The sequence below is a fragment of the Stenotrophomonas sp. TWI273 genome (assembly GCF_039674765.1).
In the GTDB taxonomy this organism is placed as follows: domain Bacteria; phylum Pseudomonadota; class Gammaproteobacteria; order Xanthomonadales; family Xanthomonadaceae; genus Stenotrophomonas.
On the sequence record NZ_JBDJOA010000007.1, the window covers coordinates 74,994 to 90,856 of the forward strand.

Sequence of the window (15,863 nt, forward strand, 5' to 3'; positions counted from 1 at the left end):
CAACAAACGAAAAGGCCGGCTTTCGCCGGCCTTCCGCTTGATGGCGCCGAGCATGGCTCGACGCTATCCAGCCGTCATCAGTTCGCCAGCTGCGCCTTGGCCGCAGCCACGACGTGCTCGGCGGTGATGCCGAAGTGCTTGTACAGCGCCTCCGCCGGGGCCGACGCACCGAAGGTGTCGATACCCACCACCGCACCGTCCAGGCCCACGTACTGGCGCCAGAAACCGGTGACACCGGCTTCCACGGCCACGCGGTTGCGCACGGCGTTGGGCAGCACGGACTCACGGTACGCCGCGTCCTGACGCTCGAAGACGTCGGTCGACGGCATCGACACCACGCGGGTCTTGATGCCGGCGGCATCCAGCTCCGCCTTGGCGGTCACGGCCAGGCCCACTTCCGAACCGGTGCCGATCAGGATCACGTCCGGCACGCCGCCTTCCGCATCGGCCAGCACATACCCACCGCGCGCGATCTGTGCGACCTGCTCGGTGCTGCGCGGCTGGTGCGGCAGGTTCTGGCGGCTGAACACCAGGCAGCTCGGGCCGTCGGTGCGGGTGATCGCCGACTTCCAGCTGACCGCCGATTCAACCGCATCGCACGGGCGCCACACATCGTTGTTCGGGATGTAGCGCAGCGAGGCCAGATGCTCCACCGGCTGGTGGGTCGGGCCGTCTTCGCCGAGGCCGATCGAATCGTGCGTGTACACGTGGATCGCGTGGGCCGGGATCAGCGCGCTCATGCGCACGCCGTTGCGGGCGTAATCGCTGAACACCAGGAAGGTGGCGTCGAACGGAATGAACCCGCCATGCAGGGCCAGGCCGTTGGCGATCGCGGTCATGCCGAACTCGCGCACGCCGTAGTACACGTAGTTGGCGTTCGGGTCATCGGTGGCGACCGACTTGCTGGCCTTCCACAGGGTCAGGTTGGAGTGCGCCAGATCGGCCGAACCGCCCACCAGTTCCGGCAGCAGCGGCGCGAACGCTTCGATCGCCAGCTGCGAGGCCTTGCGCGAGGCGATGGTCTGGCCATCGGCCTGGACCTGGGCGATGTAGGCATCGGCCTTGGCGATGAAGTCGGCCGGCAGCTCGCCGTGCGAACGACGGATCAGCTCCTCGGCTTCGGCCGGGAACTGCGCGGCGTACTTGTCGAACTGCTGTTCCCACTCGGCCTGGCGCAGGGTGCCGGTACCGCCGGCACGCCAGCCGGCGTAGATTTCCTCCGGAATCTCGAACGGGCCGTACGGCCAGCCCAGCTGCTTGCGGGTCGCGTCCAGCTCATCCTTGCCCAGCGGGGCGCCGTGGCTGGATTCCTTGCCGGCCTTGTTCGGCGAGCCGAAGCCGATGGTGGTGCGGCAGCAGATCAGGGTCGGCTTGTCGAACTGCGACAGCGCGCTGTCGATGGCGGCCTTGATGCTGTCCGGATCGTGGCCATCGACGCCGCGCACCACGTTCCAGCCATAGGCTTCGAAACGCTCGGGGGTGTTGTCGGTGAACCAGCCATCGGTGTTGCCATCGATGGAGATGTGGTTGTCATCCCAGAAGCAGACCAGCTTGGACAGGCCCCAGGTGCCGGCCAGCGAGGCGGCTTCATGCGAGATCCCTTCCATCAGGCAGCCATCGCCCAGGAACACCCAGGTGCGGTGGTCGACGATCTCGTGTTCCGGGCGGTTGTAGCGCTGAGCCAGCAGCTTCTCGGCCAGGGCGAAGCCCACGGCGTTGGCCAGACCCTGACCCAGCGGACCGGTGGTCGTCTCCACGCCGGGGGTTTCATGGTGTTCCGGGTGGCCGGCGGTCTTGCTGCCCAGCTGGCGGAACTGCTTGAGCTGCTCGATCGGCAGGTCGTAGCCGCTCAGGTGCAGCAGCGCGTACTGCAGCATCGAGCCGTGGCCGTTGGACAGCACGAAGCGGTCGCGGTTGAACCACTTGGGATTCTTGGGGTTGTGACGGAGATAGTCGTTCCAGAGCACTTCGGCGATGTCGGCCATGCCCATCGGCATGCCGGGATGACCGGACTTGGCGGTTTCGACCGCATCAGCGGCAAGGAAGCGGATGGCATTGGCCAACTGGCGGCGGGTAGGCTGCGTCATGGTTCTGTCGGAGTCGGGAGGCTCCCGCGGAGCTGCGGGCAGCCCATTGTCCCACAGGTGATCGGCGGGGTCAGGCCGGAGACAGGCCAGGCCCTTAACGACAACGCCCCGCACAAGGCGGGGCGTCGGGAACCCACAGCCTGCGCAGGCTCAGTCGCGCGGGGCCGGTGCCGGGGCCGGGGCCACCGCGGCCACGACCGGACCATCGTCCACCTCGCCCTTGGCCACCAGGGTGGTCAGGGCCAGATCGCCGGTGACGTTCAGCGCGGTACGGCACATGTCCAGGAAGTGGTTCACGCCCAGGATCAGGCCGATGCCCAGCGGGTTCACGCCGACCATGGCGCAGATCATGGCCACCACCGGCAGCGAGCCGGAGGGCACACCGGCGGTGCCGATGCCGCCCAGGATGCAGACCGCCATGACCATGAACTGCTGGCCGATGCTCAGGTCCACACCGAAGAACTGCGCCAGGAAGATCACCGTCACGCCCTCGAACAGCGCGGTGCCGTTCTGGTTGGCGGTGGCGCCCACGGTCAGCACGAAGCGCGAGACCTTCTGCGGCAGGCCCATCTGGTCGGCCACGCGCAGCGCGGTCGGCAGGGTGGCGTTGCTGGAGGCGGTGGAGAAGGCCATCACGGTGGCCTCCTGGGTGTCGCGGAAGAACGCCAGCGGCGAGCGCCCGGACAGCCACACGGCCACGCCGTAGGTCACCACCATATGCAGGCCGAGCGCCAGCACCACCACCCCCACGTAGGCGCCCAGGCGGATGATCAGCTCGAAGCCGAACAGGGCGGCCAGGTTGAACATGAAGCAGGCCACCGCGTACGGGGCCAGGCGGATGACCAGGTTGATCAGGGTCATCGAGACTTCGAAGATGCCTTCGATGGCACGACGCAGCGGGGCCACCTTCTCTTCAGGCGAAAGCACCATGCCGATGCCGAACATCAGCGCGAAGAACATCAGCGACAGGATCGCGCTGTTGCTGGACGCGGCCTCGACCACATTGCCCGGCACGATCGACAGCAGCATGTCCATGCCCTTCGGCGTGCCATGGATACCGGCGACGATTTCCTTGCTGCGTTCGGCGTTCTCGGCCAGCATCTGCGCGGCCACGACCGGGTCCACGCCCACGCCGGGCTTGAGCACGTTGACCAGCACCAGGCCGATGCCCACGGCGATGCCGGACAGCACGATGGTGTAGGCCAGCGTCTTCCAGCCGATGCGGCCAAGGGCGCGGATGTCGCCCATCTCCGACACGCCCATGATCAGCGCCGAGAAGATCAGCGGCACGATCAGCATGAAGATCAGATTGAGGAACAGGCCCGAGGCCGGGGTAGTGATGTAATCCATCACCCACTTGGCACCGATATGCAGGCCGTCGATGCTGCCACCGAGGGCATGGACGGTCAGCCCGAGGACCAGGCCGATGATGAAGCCAATGCCCATTTTCCAATGCAAAGGCAGTTTCTGCCGGGTCGTTGCGGCCTCAGTCATGGAGCGGCGTTCCTCGAAAAAATGAAATCAGCTTAGCAAAGCCGGCCGCCCTGACCGACACGCCTTTTTATGAATGCGCGGATGGGTACAACGGCGCGAGGCCATTGTTCTGCGCGGCCGCACGGGCCCGCCAGTGCGGTCCGTCATGGAAGGCGCGCCGCAGCGCCTGCCGTGCCTGGCCCACATCACCGCCCTGCCCGCCCCAGCGGACCGCCTGCATCTGGAGCAACGTGTCGCGCTGCCGGGGGTTGTCGAGGCGCTCCAGCACCTGCTCCAAGGTCTGCACGCCGCCCATGCCAGCCAGCACGGCGATGATCTCGTCCAGCCCACCCGCTTCCATCGCGCGGCGCAGGTCGGCACGCGTGTACGGGCTCCCGGACGGAGCGACCGGCACACCCGCTTCGGCACCGGGCACGGCGACAGGACGACCGCGTCGGCGCCAGCCCCAGACCAGGGTCAGCAGCCACAGCAGGGCCAGGCCCGCCGACAGCGCGATCCAGCCCCACGGCCGCGGCGCGCCCTGCGCCGGCGCCAGCTGCAGATCGGTGGAGGCCGCCGCCGGTTCGCCCGGCAGCGCCGAGGTGGTGTCCACCGGCAGCGCCGGCGCGGTACTGCCGGCCACCCCGGCAGCGATGTCCAGTGGCAGGTCCGGCAGGCTGGCACTGCGCGGCTGCCCGGCGGCCACATCCCACCACGCCATGCGCAGCCCCGGCACGGTCAGCGGCCCGGCCTGGCGCGGCACGATCGCAAAACGCCGGGTCAGCTTGAGCTGCGGGGTGTTGCCGTTGAAGGTTTCATCGAACTGCGGCGGCTCGGCGAACACCTGCGCGCCGGGGCCGACATCGGGCACGGGCAGCTCAGGGAACTGCGCCTTGGTCGCGCCGTCGGCCACGGCCTCCACCACGATCGTGGCCGCCTCACCGGCACGGCCGGTGGTGGGCGCTGCGGTGTAGCGCAGGCGCAGCCCGTGCAGCGGCAGCCACGGCTGCGGTGCAGAGGCGGGTTGCGCCTGGACCTGCAGCGTGCGCTCGGCCGATGCGGCACGCAGGCGGCCATCGCCGCCGAACATGTCATTGAAGAAGCCGCCCGCGCTGCGCCCGTTGAACTGCGCGGCCGGCAGCACCAGCGGCCCGCTGCGCTCGGGAATCAGCAGGAAGCGCCGTTCCACCACGTTGTAGCGGCGCCCATTGACCTCGCGCACCAGGGTGCGGTCATCGCCCACCCGCTGCAGCGAGGCGCCGGCCGGTGTATCGAGCACCAGTTCGCCACTGAGCAGTTGCGCGGCGTAGAACAGGCGCACCACCACGCCGACGCTCTGCTGCACATAGGGCGTGGGATCGTCGACCTCGGTTTCGAGGAAGGCCGCGGCATCACCACGGGCGGCCGCGGGGGCGGACGCGCTGCCGGCGCCGACCTGCAGGGTCAGCGGCTGGGTGCGGCTGCTGCCCACCTGCAGCGCAGGAATCTGCAGGGTGCCGGTGCGCTTCGGGCTGAGCGCGACGGCATACAGCGCGCGCGAGGTCATCGCGCCGTTGCTCCACTGCACCTGGCGGCTGCTGGTCTGGCTGCTGAGATCGAAGTCGGTCCGCAGCGGGCCATAGTCCGGCGCGCCGCCGCCCGCATCGGATTCGATGTTGAGGGTGACGGTATCGCTGTCGGTGATCTGCTCGCGGTCGAGCCAGGCGCGGGTCTGCGCGTGCGCGGCCATGCTCGCGCACAGCAGCAGGGCAAGCCCGGCGCGCAACCAGCGCTGTATCGTGGAATGTGTCATCGCCCTTCCCGTTTCCTGCGTTCGTTTTCCAGCTGGAACTTGGCCCGCAGCAGGCTGCCGGGGTCATCCGGTACCCGCCGCATCCACGCCTCGACCGCCTGCTGCTGCTCACGCTGCTGCGGGGTGCCGCTGACCTGGCCCTGCGCCTTGTCGTTGCCGTCGTTCTGCCCCTGGCGCTGCATCGCCTGCTGCATGCGCTCGCGCTGGGCCGCGTCAGCCTCGGCCTGCGCCTGGCTGTCGGCGGCCTGCGGCGACTTCCCGCCCTCGGATTGGCCATCCTTTGGATCACCGGATGCCGGCGGCGGTGACTGCCCCTGTTCGCCCTTGTCCTGCGGCGGCGAGGACTGACCGTCGTTACCCTGACCCGGGTTCTTGCCGGGATCGGGCGGGTCGGAGGGCGGCTTTTTCCCGCCCTTCTGATCGTTGTTCTGATCGTTGTTCTGTGGCGGCTTGCGCTTGCGGGCGGCATCGACGGCGGCGCGGTTGGCGACCGCATCGGCCATGCCCGGATGCTGCTTCAGCGCACGGTCGTAGGCCTCGATGGCGGCGTCGTACTGGCCCTGTCGCGCCAGCGCGTTGCCCAGGTTGTACCAGCCGGCATCCGTATCGATGCCCTCGAACTGCTGCTGCGCCGCCTTGAAGTCACCCTTGCGGTACGCATCCACACCGGTGGACAGGCGTTGCTGATCGACCTGGTCGGCGCGTTGCCACCACGTTCCCTCGGCGGCATGTGCCGTCGTCGGCAGCGCCATCGGCAGCGCCGCCATCATCACCAGCACGGCCAGCGCGCCGCGCCGCCGGAAGGCGAACAGGGCCAGCAGCATCAGCGGTGGCAACAGCCAGAACCCTTCATCGCGCCACGTGCGGCCCTGCCCTTCGCGGCTGTCATCGGCACTGACCCGCGGGGTCAATACGTCCAGCGCCGCGAGATCCTTGTCATCGGAGGCGATACGCGCATAGCGGCCGCCGCCACGGCTGGCGACACCCCGCAGCGTGCCCTCCTCCAGCCGCGCCGGCACGATCTGACCCTCGCCGTTGCGGTAGGCCGCGCCCTGCGGCGTACCCAGCCCGAGCACGGAGACCACGAAGCCCTGCGCGCGTGCCGAGGCAGCGGCCTGTTCGGCATCCGCATCGGCGCGATCGGTCAGCAGGAGAATGTCGCCACCGCGTGCGCCGGATTGCTGCAGCAGCTTCACCGCCGTCTCCAGCGCACGGTCGGCACGCTGGCCATCGCGCGGCATCACGTCCGGCGCCAGCGCATCCAGATACAGCGCGACATTGGCCATGTCGTCGGTCAGCGGCGCCACGGTGTAGGCATCGTCGGCGTAGACGAGCAGCGCGACTTCGCCGCCCTGGCGCTCGCGCAGCAGCGTGGCCAGCTTGGCGCGCGCCTGCAGCAGGCGCGACGGTGGCAGATCGGTCGCGGTCACCCGCGAAGAGAGATCCAGCGCGACCACCAGCGGCGACGGCGTCTGCCACAACGGCTGTGCGACCTGTCGCCATGAAGGGCCGGCCAGCGCCACGATGGCGGTCGCCGTGCCAAGCAGCAGCAGGATCAACCCGCCCCAGGCGCGACGGTCGCGGCCGACCAGCAGATGGCGCAGCAGATGCGCATCCACCGTCTGACGCCAGACATTGGCGCGACGGCGACGCAGCCACCAGATCGCGACCAGCAGCGGCAGCACGAGCAGCGCCCACAAGGCATCGGGGCGGACAAAATGCAGGGCGTTCCAGCTCGCGCTCATGTCCAGCGCCTCGGCAACAACCCCGCCAAGCCGGCCAGCAGCAACGCCAGTGCCAGCGGCGGGGCGTAGCGTTCGATCCGCGGCCGCACCGCCGGGCCCGCCGATTTGACCGGCTCCAGCCGTTCCAGCTCGGCATAGATGCCGGCCAGCTCATCGGTATTGCGCGCACGGAACGAGCGGCCGCCGGTGAGCTCGGCAATCTTGTTCAGGGTTGCTTCGTCGACCGGGTCTTCGCCGGGGGCGATCTGCACGCCAAACAGGCTGATGCCCCCGTCGCCGCCGAAGGCCACTGTATAGACGCGCACACCTTCGGCCTGGGCCAGCTCGGCCGCGCGCAGCGGTTCAAGCACGCCGGCATTGCTGACCCCGTCGGTGAGCAGGATCAGCACGCGCTGCCCTTCCGGCTGTTCGCGCAGGCGTTTGACCGCCAGCGCGATCGCATCGCCGATCGCGGTCTCGCGCCCGGCCAGGCCGACCACGCTGTCGCGCAGCTGGTCACGCACGCTGGTGAGGTCGGCCGTCAAAGGGGTCAGCGTATAGGCACGCTCACCGAAGATCAGCAGGCCGACACGATCGCCCACACGGCGATCGAGGAAATCGGCGAGCACGGCCTTGGCCGCGGTCAGCCGCTCGACCACCTGATTGCCAAGCATCATGTCCGCTTCGCTCATGCTGCCGGAGACGTCCACCGCCAGCATCATCTGCCGGCCCTGCTGTGGCGGCGTCACCGCTTCGCCCAGCTGCTGCGGTCGCGCGGCGGCCACGCACAGGCAGGCCCACGCCAGCCATAGCAGCGCGCGCCCCAGTCGTGGCCCGGCACCGCCCGAGGCAGCCCCGAGCGACTGCAGCTGATCGGCCGCATACGGCACCCGCAACGCGGCACCCGCCCCGGGCCGCGATGGCCACCAGTGCATCAGGATCGGCAAGGGCAGCGCCCACAACATCCACGGCCACGCCAGGCTGTCCACCCAGGTCAACCACGTGGGCATCGTCATCGCGATCATCGGCGCCGCTCCGTCAGCAGCGACAGATAACGGCGGCGGGCCAGCACGCGCAGCCGCTGCACCGCCTCGGCATCCACGCTCGGTCGATAGCCACCATCGAGCAGCAGCGCACCATCGCCCTCGGAAAACGCCCGGCTGTTCTTCTCATCCAGGAACGCGAGCCACGCGTCGCCCTGCAGACGTTCCGCCCCGGGCTGGGACTGACGTGCCGCGCGGCGCAACAGCTCGGCGATCGCCGCCACCTCCAGCACCGGCGAACCGGCCTGGGCCACCTGTGCATCGAACAGCGCCAGCCAGCGCTGGCGCGCGCGCCGCCGGCGCCAGTGCCAGACCCAGATTCCCGTCACCACCAGCACGATCGCGCCGAACACCAGCCACCAGCCCGGCGCGGGCGGCCACCAGGGCGGTGACGGCGGCAGCTGCACATCGCGCAACGGCAGCGATGCGGCGGCGCTCATGCCACCACCGCCGTCGGCAAGGGGCTGAGCCAGCTGTCACTGGCATCGTCGGTGGCCACCACATGCACCTGGATGCGCCGAGCCGCCAAGCGGTTCTGCAGCGCTTCCAGGGGCGCAACGAAGCGTTCGCGCCAGTGCTCACGCACCGCGGCGCTACCCAGATCCAGCAGCACGCGACGCCCCTGCGAAAGAAACGGCAGCGCATCGGCCGGCGGTGCCAGCTCCAGCGGATCGAGCAGCAGCATCACCACCACCTCGTGGTGCATGGCCAATGCGGCCCAGCGAGCGCTGCTGATGGTGGCGGCGCGCGCCGGATCGGCCAGCACCACCACACGGGCACCGGGGCGCAGCAGTCGTGCCGCCTGCTCCAGCGCCCGATCCAGGCCGGCGTCCTCGGCAGGCGGTTCGGCATACCAGCGGGTCAGGGCGTCAAGCACGCGCAATACACCGCGGGTGCCGCCGGCCGGAGCGATCGGCGGCTCCTGGGTGCTGCCACGCACCGCAGCCAGGCGGTCGCCCTGGCGCTGCGCCAACCACGCCGCAACCGCACCGACGCGCGCGGCCTGCACGGATTTGAAGCGGACCCGGGTGCCGAAATACAGCACCGGATCGGTATCGGCGACCAGCAGCGTCAAGCGTTCGCGCTCGGCCTGAAAGAGTTTGGTATGCGCGCGCCCGGTACGTGCGGTGACGCGCCAGTCGATATGCCGCGCGTCATCGCCCGGTACATAGTCGCGGGACTCGGCGTATTCCATCCCACGCCCGCGCGCGGGCGACGGCGCACTGCCGGCGTGACCCAGACGGCCACGCCGCGCCGGCGGCGCGCGGTGCGCACTGCGGCGCAATGCCACCAGCTCGGCCAGACGCGGCTGCAGGCCATCGCCTTCAAGCGGCGTGGCCGTATGCACGGGCGTATCCATCGCGCTCAGGGCGCCGGCACGCGGGCCAGCAGCTCGGCGACCAGGCGCTCGCCATCCCAGCCTTCGGCGGTGGCTTCATAGCTGGGCAGCACGCGGTGCCGCAGCACGTCGGGCGCAACGTTGCGCACATCTTCCGGGGTGACGAAGTCGCGGCCGGCCAACCAGGCCCGGGCGCGGGCGCAGCGCTCCAGCGCGATCGAGCCACGGGGGCTCGCGCCCCACGCGATGCGCCGGGCCAGCGCCGGGTCGTAACGCGCGGCATCGCGCGAGGCCAGCACGATCTCGATGAGATAGCGCTCCAGCGCGGGCGCGACATGCAGCGAGAGCACGGCCTTGCGAGCGGCGAACACATCGCTCAACGGCATGCGGGCGGGCGCGGCGGCCGGGGTGGACAGCGCTTCGCGCGCACGCTCGCGGGCCAGGCGCAGGATTTCGGTTTCCGCCTCCGAATCCGGATAACCGATCCTTACATGCATCAGGAAGCGGTCGAGCTGGGCTTCGGGCAGCGGGAAGGTGCCCTCCTGCTCGATCGGATTCTGCGTGGCCATCACCAGGAACAGCGACGGCAGCGGATAGGTATGGCGGCCGACGGTGACCTGGCGTTCGCCCATCGCTTCAAGCAGCGCGGACTGCACCTTGGCCGGGGCACGGTTGATTTCGTCGGCAAGCAGGATCGGATGGAAGATCGGACCGGGCACGAATTCGAAGCGGCCTTCCTGCGGGCGCCAGATCTCGGTACCGGTCAGATCGGCCGGGAGCAGATCCGGGGTGAACTGCACGCGTGAGAAATCCGCATCGAGCCGGGCGGCCAGCGCACGGATCGCGGTGGTCTTGGCCAGGCCGGGGGCACCCTCGACCAGCAGGTGACCATCGGCCAGCAATGCGGTCAGCAGGCGCTCGACGAGCGCGCTCTGGCCGACGATCTCGGAAGACAGGCCGTCGCGCAGCGCGCGGAAGGCCTCATGCAGGCGGTCGTGCTCCACCGGAGCGGGCGTGGGGGTATCGGGCATGGGGGGCGGCAGATTCATGGCATCCATGTGACCTCCACGGTGGGCAGAGGTTCCATCGCCATGATGGCAGGACAGCGCCGGTTACGACATCAAGGTTGGCTGAACGCAGAAAGGGCCGCACGGGGCGGCCCTTTCGTCATTGCAGCAGCGGCGCGGCTCAGTTGACGGCCGGATTGGCCTTGGCCACGCGCAGCACCTTCGGGGTCACGAACACCAGCAGTTCGGCCTTGTCCTTGTTGCGGCTGCGCTTCTTGAACAGATTGCCCAGGAACGGCACGTCGCCCAGGAACGGCACCTTGTTGATGCTGGTGCGGTCGGTGAACTCGTACACGCCACCGATCACCACGGTCTGGCCGTCGTCCACCAGCACCGCGGTATTCACTTCGCGGCGGTTGATGGTCGGGACCTGGCCATAGCCTGCCAGCAGGATGTAGCTCTCCACTTCATCCTTCTTGACCGCCATGTTGAGGAACACACGGTTGTCGTTGGTGATGGTCGGGGTGACCTTCAGCTCCAGCACCACTTCCTTGAACTGGACGTTGGGCTGGGCCGCGGCGCCGGCCGCACCACCACCGCTGATGGTGACGTAGCCGATTTCCTTACCCTGCTTGATCACCGCTTCGCGCTGGTTGGTGGTCACCACGCGCGGGTTGGAGATGACTTCGCCGCGCGATTCGGCCTGCATCGCCGAGAGCTCCACATCCAGCAGGTAACCGGCATTGAGGATCGACAGCGCCAGCGAACCGGGGTTGTTGATCGCCGCCACCGGCAGGTTCCAGTTCAGGCCTTCGGCGAACTTGGTCGCACCACGCACCGGGATCGCGCCGGTGCGGCCACCGGCCACCCACTCGTTGATCGCCTTCTGGTACTCGGTGTCCTTGGTGCCGCGGTCGTTGATGTTGTTGTGGTTCTGATCGGTGTTGGCCCCGAAGAACACGTCCTGGCGGCTGCCGCTGATGCCGAACTTGGCGCCGAGTTCACGCGCGAAGGTATCGGTGGCGATCACGATCCGGCTTTCGATCAGCACCTGGTCGACCGGACGGTCGATCACGCTGATGAGCTCACGCATGCGCGCGATCTTCTTCGGAATGTCGCTGATCATCAGGGTGTTGGTGCGCTCGTCGGCCACGATACGGCCGCGCGAGGACAGGAACCCGCTGTCTTCCTGCGAGCTGCCACCACTGCCACCGCTGCTGCCGCCGATACCCTTGGCTTCGGTCAGCGCTTTGAAGATCGCCCCGGCGTTGTGGTAGTTGATCTGCACGTAATCGGTGACCAGATCCTCGCGGTTCTCGATCGCGATGCGCGCGTCTTCCTTGTCCTGCTCGAACTTGGCCAGTTCCGGCTGCGGTGCCACCCAGATCACGCCGCCATCGCGACGCTTGTCCAGGCCCTTGGCCCGCAGCACGATGTCCAGCGCCTGGTCCCACGGCACGTTGATCAGGCGCAGGGTCACGTTGCCCTGCACGCTGTCGGAGGCGACCACGTTGAGGTTGGATTCCTCCGCGACCAGCTGCAGCACGGTGCGAACCGGCACGTCCTGGAAGTTGAAGGTGACCGGCTTGCCGCTGTAGCCGCGCTGGCCCAGGGCCGCCGCGGCCTGACTGACCGAGCTGGCGGTGACCGCGCCCGTCGCCGGGGCGGCCTGGCGCGGGCTGATCTCGACCACGTATTCGTTGCCGCTCTGGTAGGCCAGCGACTCGAACGCGGTGTTGGTGTTGAGCACCAGCTGCGTGCCGCCGCCATACGGCTTGGGATCGATGCGCTGCACGGGCGTGGCGAAGTCGGTCACGTTGATCGACTTCTGCAGGTTTTCCGGCAGGCGTGCGTTGCCGACGTCGATCACGACGCTGTTGCCCTGGCTGCGCAGATCCGGGCTCGCGCCCTGGCCATCGAACTGCAGGATCAGCCGGCCGGCGCCATCGTCGCCGCGCTTGAAGTCGATCTTGGACACCGACAGCGAGGCCGGCGCGGTGGTGGCCGCCGGTTTGGGCACTGCGCCGCTGGGCGTGGCCGCCATCAGCGTGCCGTTGGCCACCATGAGCGCGACTCCCAGCGCGCACAGGTGAAGCAACTTCTGGCGCCGGACGGAACGCAGCCGCATGGCGTTGGAAAAGGTCATCGTGCTATCCCCATAATCATTCATTGATCTTCAAGCGCGAGCGTTGCCGGCCGTTCCAGCCAGCCACCCGCGCCATCCGGCACCAGTTCAATCAGCTCAATCCGGTCCTCGAAGACCCCGGTCACCCGCCCGTCGCTCTGCCCCAGATAGACGCCCGGACGCACCCGATAGGTGACCTTGTCCGGTGCCATCACCAGCACGACGAGTCCGCCCCCACGGCCGATCGAACCCACCATGTCCAGGCTGTCCAGCGGGAAATCTTCCAGCGGCTCCTTGCGGCGGTTCGGATCCGGACGCAGCCCCGATCCCCCTTGCGGATTGGTCCAGGCGTCGGTGAACGGGTCGCGCATCCCCTGCGCGGAATATTCAAACGTCTCGAACTGCTGCATCACCGGCAGCGGCTCAAGCGGCGGTGCCGGACGTGCACGCACGTCGGCCACCCACTTCTCCAGGTTCGGTGCATCGCCGGGCGTACTGGTCACGCCGCGTGCGCAGCCGGCCAGCAGTACCACCATCAACAGACCACCTACCCGTGCGGTCGACGTCAGAGGGCTCATTTCCGGCCTCCCTTCGCAGCCTTTTCTTTCTCGGCGGCGGCCTTCTCCTGGGCTTCCATCTCCACGTCATCCAGGTAACGGTAGGTCTTGACCGTTCCGGACAACTCCAGCGCACCGCTGCGGGCGGTGATGCCGGTCTTGGGATCCTTCGGCTTCAGGTTGATGTCGTGCATGGTCAGGATGACCACGCGCGGCAACGAGGCCACACCACTGACGAACGCGCCGAACTGGTGGTAACTGCCCACCATGCGCAGGGCGATCGGCTTTTCGGCGTAGAACTCCTTGGGCTGCTCCGCACCGGGCTGGAACAATTCGTTGGACAGGCCGCTAGACAACGCGGTCTGGGAGATGTCGATGATCAGATCGGGCATCTCGGTCTTGCTGGGCAGCTGGCGCAGCATCTGCTGCAGCACCTGCTCCATCTGGGTCAGCTGCTGCTTGAGCGGCTCCAGATTGACCGCGCGGCCCTGTTCCTTTTCGAACTCGGTGCGCAGCTGGGTCTCGGTGCTTTCCAGCGACGCGAGCTCATCGCGCTTCCCGCTGATCAGCAGGAACCAGGCCATGATCACGATGAACAGCGCCAACAGCGCGCAGAACACGACCTTGGCCTTCTGCGGCCAATTGCCGATGTTGTTGAAGTCCAGCTCTTTGAGGTTGATCTTCTGGCTCATGCGGCGGCCCCCTTCTGGGCCGGGGCCGGCGCCGCCGGTTGTGCAGGTTGTGCAGGTTGTGCAGGTTGCGCGGAGGGCGTGGGCGTGGGCGGCACGATGCGGCTGTTGCCGGCCGGCGGGGCCGGATCAGCGGCATCGGGCGAGGCCGGTGCGTTGGACGCCGGGGCCGGCGACAACGGGGCCACCGGCGGAACCGGGGTAGCGCCCGGCGGTGCCGGATCGGCGGTCGGCTCGATCACGCTGCCATCGGCGGCCAGCTCGGTAACGCTGCTCTGGGCCGGCAGATTGACCTTGACCACGAACATGTACGGCAGCGACTTGATGTCCGCCACCGGGCTGCTGGCGGCACCGGCCCTGTCACGCTCCGGCGCCTTGGCCTCGATGATCGACAGCTCCGGATTGGTCATCCAGCCCGAGCTTTCCAGGTTGCGCATGTAAGCACTGACACGGGCATTGGACTGGGTGCGGCCTTCCAGCGTCAGCACGTCGCCCTCCTGCTTGAGCGTGGTCAGCACTACCCCGTCGGGGATGGTCCGGACCAGCGCATCGAACAGGTGCACCATCTGCGAGCGCTTGGCCTGCAGTTCCTCGATCACGGCCTTGCGCGCCAGCAGGCGGTCCTTCTGGCGGTCCAGACGCTCGATCTCCTTGTTCTGCTCCTTGACCTTCTCGATCTCGGCCTGCAGGAAGGTGTTGCGATCGCTCTGCCCGCTGACCTGACGGTCGTAGTAGAACCAGATCAACAGCGACAGCAGCAACCCACCGATGGCGGCGGCACCGAGCATGGCGTAGAAGTCGCGCTGGCGTTGCTTGCGCCGCTCGGCGCGCCAGGGCAATAAATTGATGCGCGCCATCAGTCAAAGCTCCTCAGCGCCAGACCGGTGGCGATCATCAGCGCCGGGGCATCCTGGGCCAGGGCATGTGCCTGCACCTTCGGGCCGAGCGTCATCTGTGCCAGCGGGTTGGCCACCACGGTGGCCACGCCCAGCTGCTCTTCCACCATGTCCGGCAGGCCGGTCAGGGCTGCGCAGCCCCCGGCGAGCACGATGTGATCGACCCGGTTGAACTCGCTGCCGGCATAGAAGAACTGCAGCAGACGGCTGATCTGCTGGACCGTGGCTTCCTTGAACGGCTCGAGCACTTCCATCTCGTAGCTTTCCGGCAACCCGCCCTGGCGCTTGGCCAGCCCGGCTTCTTCGTAGGTCAGCCCATACCGGCGCATCACTTCGTCGGTCAGCTGCTTGCCGCCGAATACCTGCTCGCGGCTGTACAGGCTGCGGCCACCGCGCAGGACGTTCAGGGTGGTCATGGTGGCGCCGATGTCCACCAGCGCGACCACGCCATCACTGGCCACCGGCAGCTCGCTGGCGACCAGGGCAAAGGCGTTCTCGACCGCGAAGGCCTCCACGTCCATGACCCGTGCCACCAGCCCGCCCAGTTCCAGCGCGGACTGGCGCAGCTCGACGTTCTCTGAACGCGAGGCGGCCAACAGCACCTGGACCATTTCCGGGTTGTTCGGAATCGCACCCAGCACTTCGAAATCGAGGTTCACTTCCTCGATCGGGTACGGGATGTAGTTGACCGCTTCGAGCTCGACCTGGGCTTCCATGTCGTTCTCGTCCAGATCGGCAGGCATCGGGATCAGCTTGGTGATCACGGCCGAGCCGGCCACGGCGGCGGCGGCGTGCCGTGCCTTGGTTCCAGAGCGGTTCACGGCACGTCGAATGGCCTCCCCGACCGCTTCGACCTCCACGATGTTCTTTTCCACGACCGCATTCGGCGGAAGTGGTTCCACGGCGTAATGTTCCACGCGGAAACGATTGCCGCTGCGGGATAACTGCAACAGCTTTACTGCAGTCGAGCTGATATCGACGCCGATAAGAGGCGACTGGCTTTTTGGGATAAGCCCCACGGTTTCTCCCCTGCCGATGGGCACTTGGACGCAGAACCTGCGACCGCGCATTAATAACGTTTTTTTTGCAAATCGCAACCGTCAAGCTGTAAAACGAGCACTACGGCTCGTT

13 protein-coding genes are annotated in these 15,863 nt (G+C 68.0%); all 13 read right to left on the bottom strand.

The annotated features are described in order from the left end of the window. Positions 1–77: 77 nt before the first annotated feature. Positions 78–2,087, bottom strand: coding sequence for a transketolase (gene tkt / locus ABE571_RS11660; protein WP_313209998.1), 2,010 nt, complete (start codon positions 2,085–2,087; stop codon positions 78–80). A 150-nt stretch (positions 2,088–2,237) separates the two neighbouring features. Then, positions 2,238–3,581, bottom strand: a complete 1,344-nt coding sequence (locus ABE571_RS11665; RefSeq protein ID WP_346493751.1) for a dicarboxylate/amino acid:cation symporter — start codon at positions 3,579–3,581, stop codon at positions 2,238–2,240. Positions 3,582–3,648: 67 nt separating this feature from the next. Then, complete coding sequence (locus ABE571_RS11670) at positions 3,649–5,352, bottom strand: BatD family protein (RefSeq protein ID WP_346493752.1); 1,704 nt, start codon at positions 5,350–5,352, stop codon at positions 3,649–3,651. Further along, positions 5,349–7,097, bottom strand: coding sequence for a VWA domain-containing protein (locus ABE571_RS11675; protein ID WP_346493753.1), 1,749 nt, complete (start codon positions 7,095–7,097; stop codon positions 5,349–5,351). Before ABE571_RS11675 ends, ABE571_RS11670 begins: the two co-directional genes overlap by 4 nt. Further along, complete coding sequence (locus ABE571_RS11680) at positions 7,094–8,092, bottom strand: VWA domain-containing protein (protein ID WP_346464016.1); 999 nt, start codon at positions 8,090–8,092, stop codon at positions 7,094–7,096. Before ABE571_RS11680 ends, ABE571_RS11675 begins: the two co-directional genes overlap by 4 nt. A 5-nt stretch (positions 8,093–8,097) precedes the next feature. Beyond that, complete coding sequence (locus ABE571_RS11685) at positions 8,098–8,559, bottom strand: DUF4381 domain-containing protein (protein ID WP_313209990.1); 462 nt, start codon at positions 8,557–8,559, stop codon at positions 8,098–8,100. Further along, positions 8,556–9,479 (bottom strand): DUF58 domain-containing protein, encoded by a 924-nt coding sequence (locus tag ABE571_RS11690; RefSeq protein WP_346493754.1) that lies wholly within the window; start codon positions 9,477–9,479, stop codon positions 8,556–8,558. The genes ABE571_RS11685 and ABE571_RS11690 overlap by 4 nt, the downstream gene beginning before the upstream one ends. A gap of 5 nt (positions 9,480–9,484) precedes the next feature. Then, complete coding sequence (locus ABE571_RS11695; RefSeq protein WP_121041204.1) at positions 9,485–10,507, bottom strand: MoxR family ATPase; 1,023 nt, start codon at positions 10,505–10,507, stop codon at positions 9,485–9,487. 139 nt (positions 10,508–10,646) lie between these two features. Beyond that, on the bottom strand, positions 10,647–12,611 hold the full coding sequence (locus ABE571_RS11700) for a type IV pilus secretin PilQ family protein (protein WP_313219671.1): 1,965 nt from the start codon (positions 12,609–12,611) through the stop codon (positions 10,647–10,649). A 20-nt stretch (positions 12,612–12,631) separates the two neighbouring features. Then, positions 12,632–13,126, bottom strand: coding sequence for a pilus assembly protein PilP (locus tag ABE571_RS11705; protein ID WP_226956626.1), 495 nt, complete (start codon positions 13,124–13,126; stop codon positions 12,632–12,634). Positions 13,127–13,164: 38 nt separating this feature from the next. Continuing rightward, positions 13,165–13,839: a type 4a pilus biogenesis protein PilO gene (locus tag ABE571_RS11710; RefSeq protein WP_121039421.1), complete on the bottom strand. Its 675-nt coding sequence runs from the start codon at positions 13,837–13,839 to the stop codon at positions 13,165–13,167. Further along, a complete protein-coding gene (locus ABE571_RS11715; RefSeq protein ID WP_346493755.1) occupies positions 13,836–14,693 on the bottom strand; it encodes a PilN domain-containing protein in 858 nt (285 codons plus the stop codon). Before ABE571_RS11715 ends, ABE571_RS11710 begins: the two co-directional genes overlap by 4 nt. Then, positions 14,693–15,751 (bottom strand): pilus assembly protein PilM, encoded by a 1,059-nt coding sequence (locus ABE571_RS11720; protein ID WP_019183880.1) that lies wholly within the window; start codon positions 15,749–15,751, stop codon positions 14,693–14,695. Before ABE571_RS11720 ends, ABE571_RS11715 begins: the two co-directional genes overlap by 1 nt. Positions 15,752–15,863 lie beyond the last annotated feature (112 nt).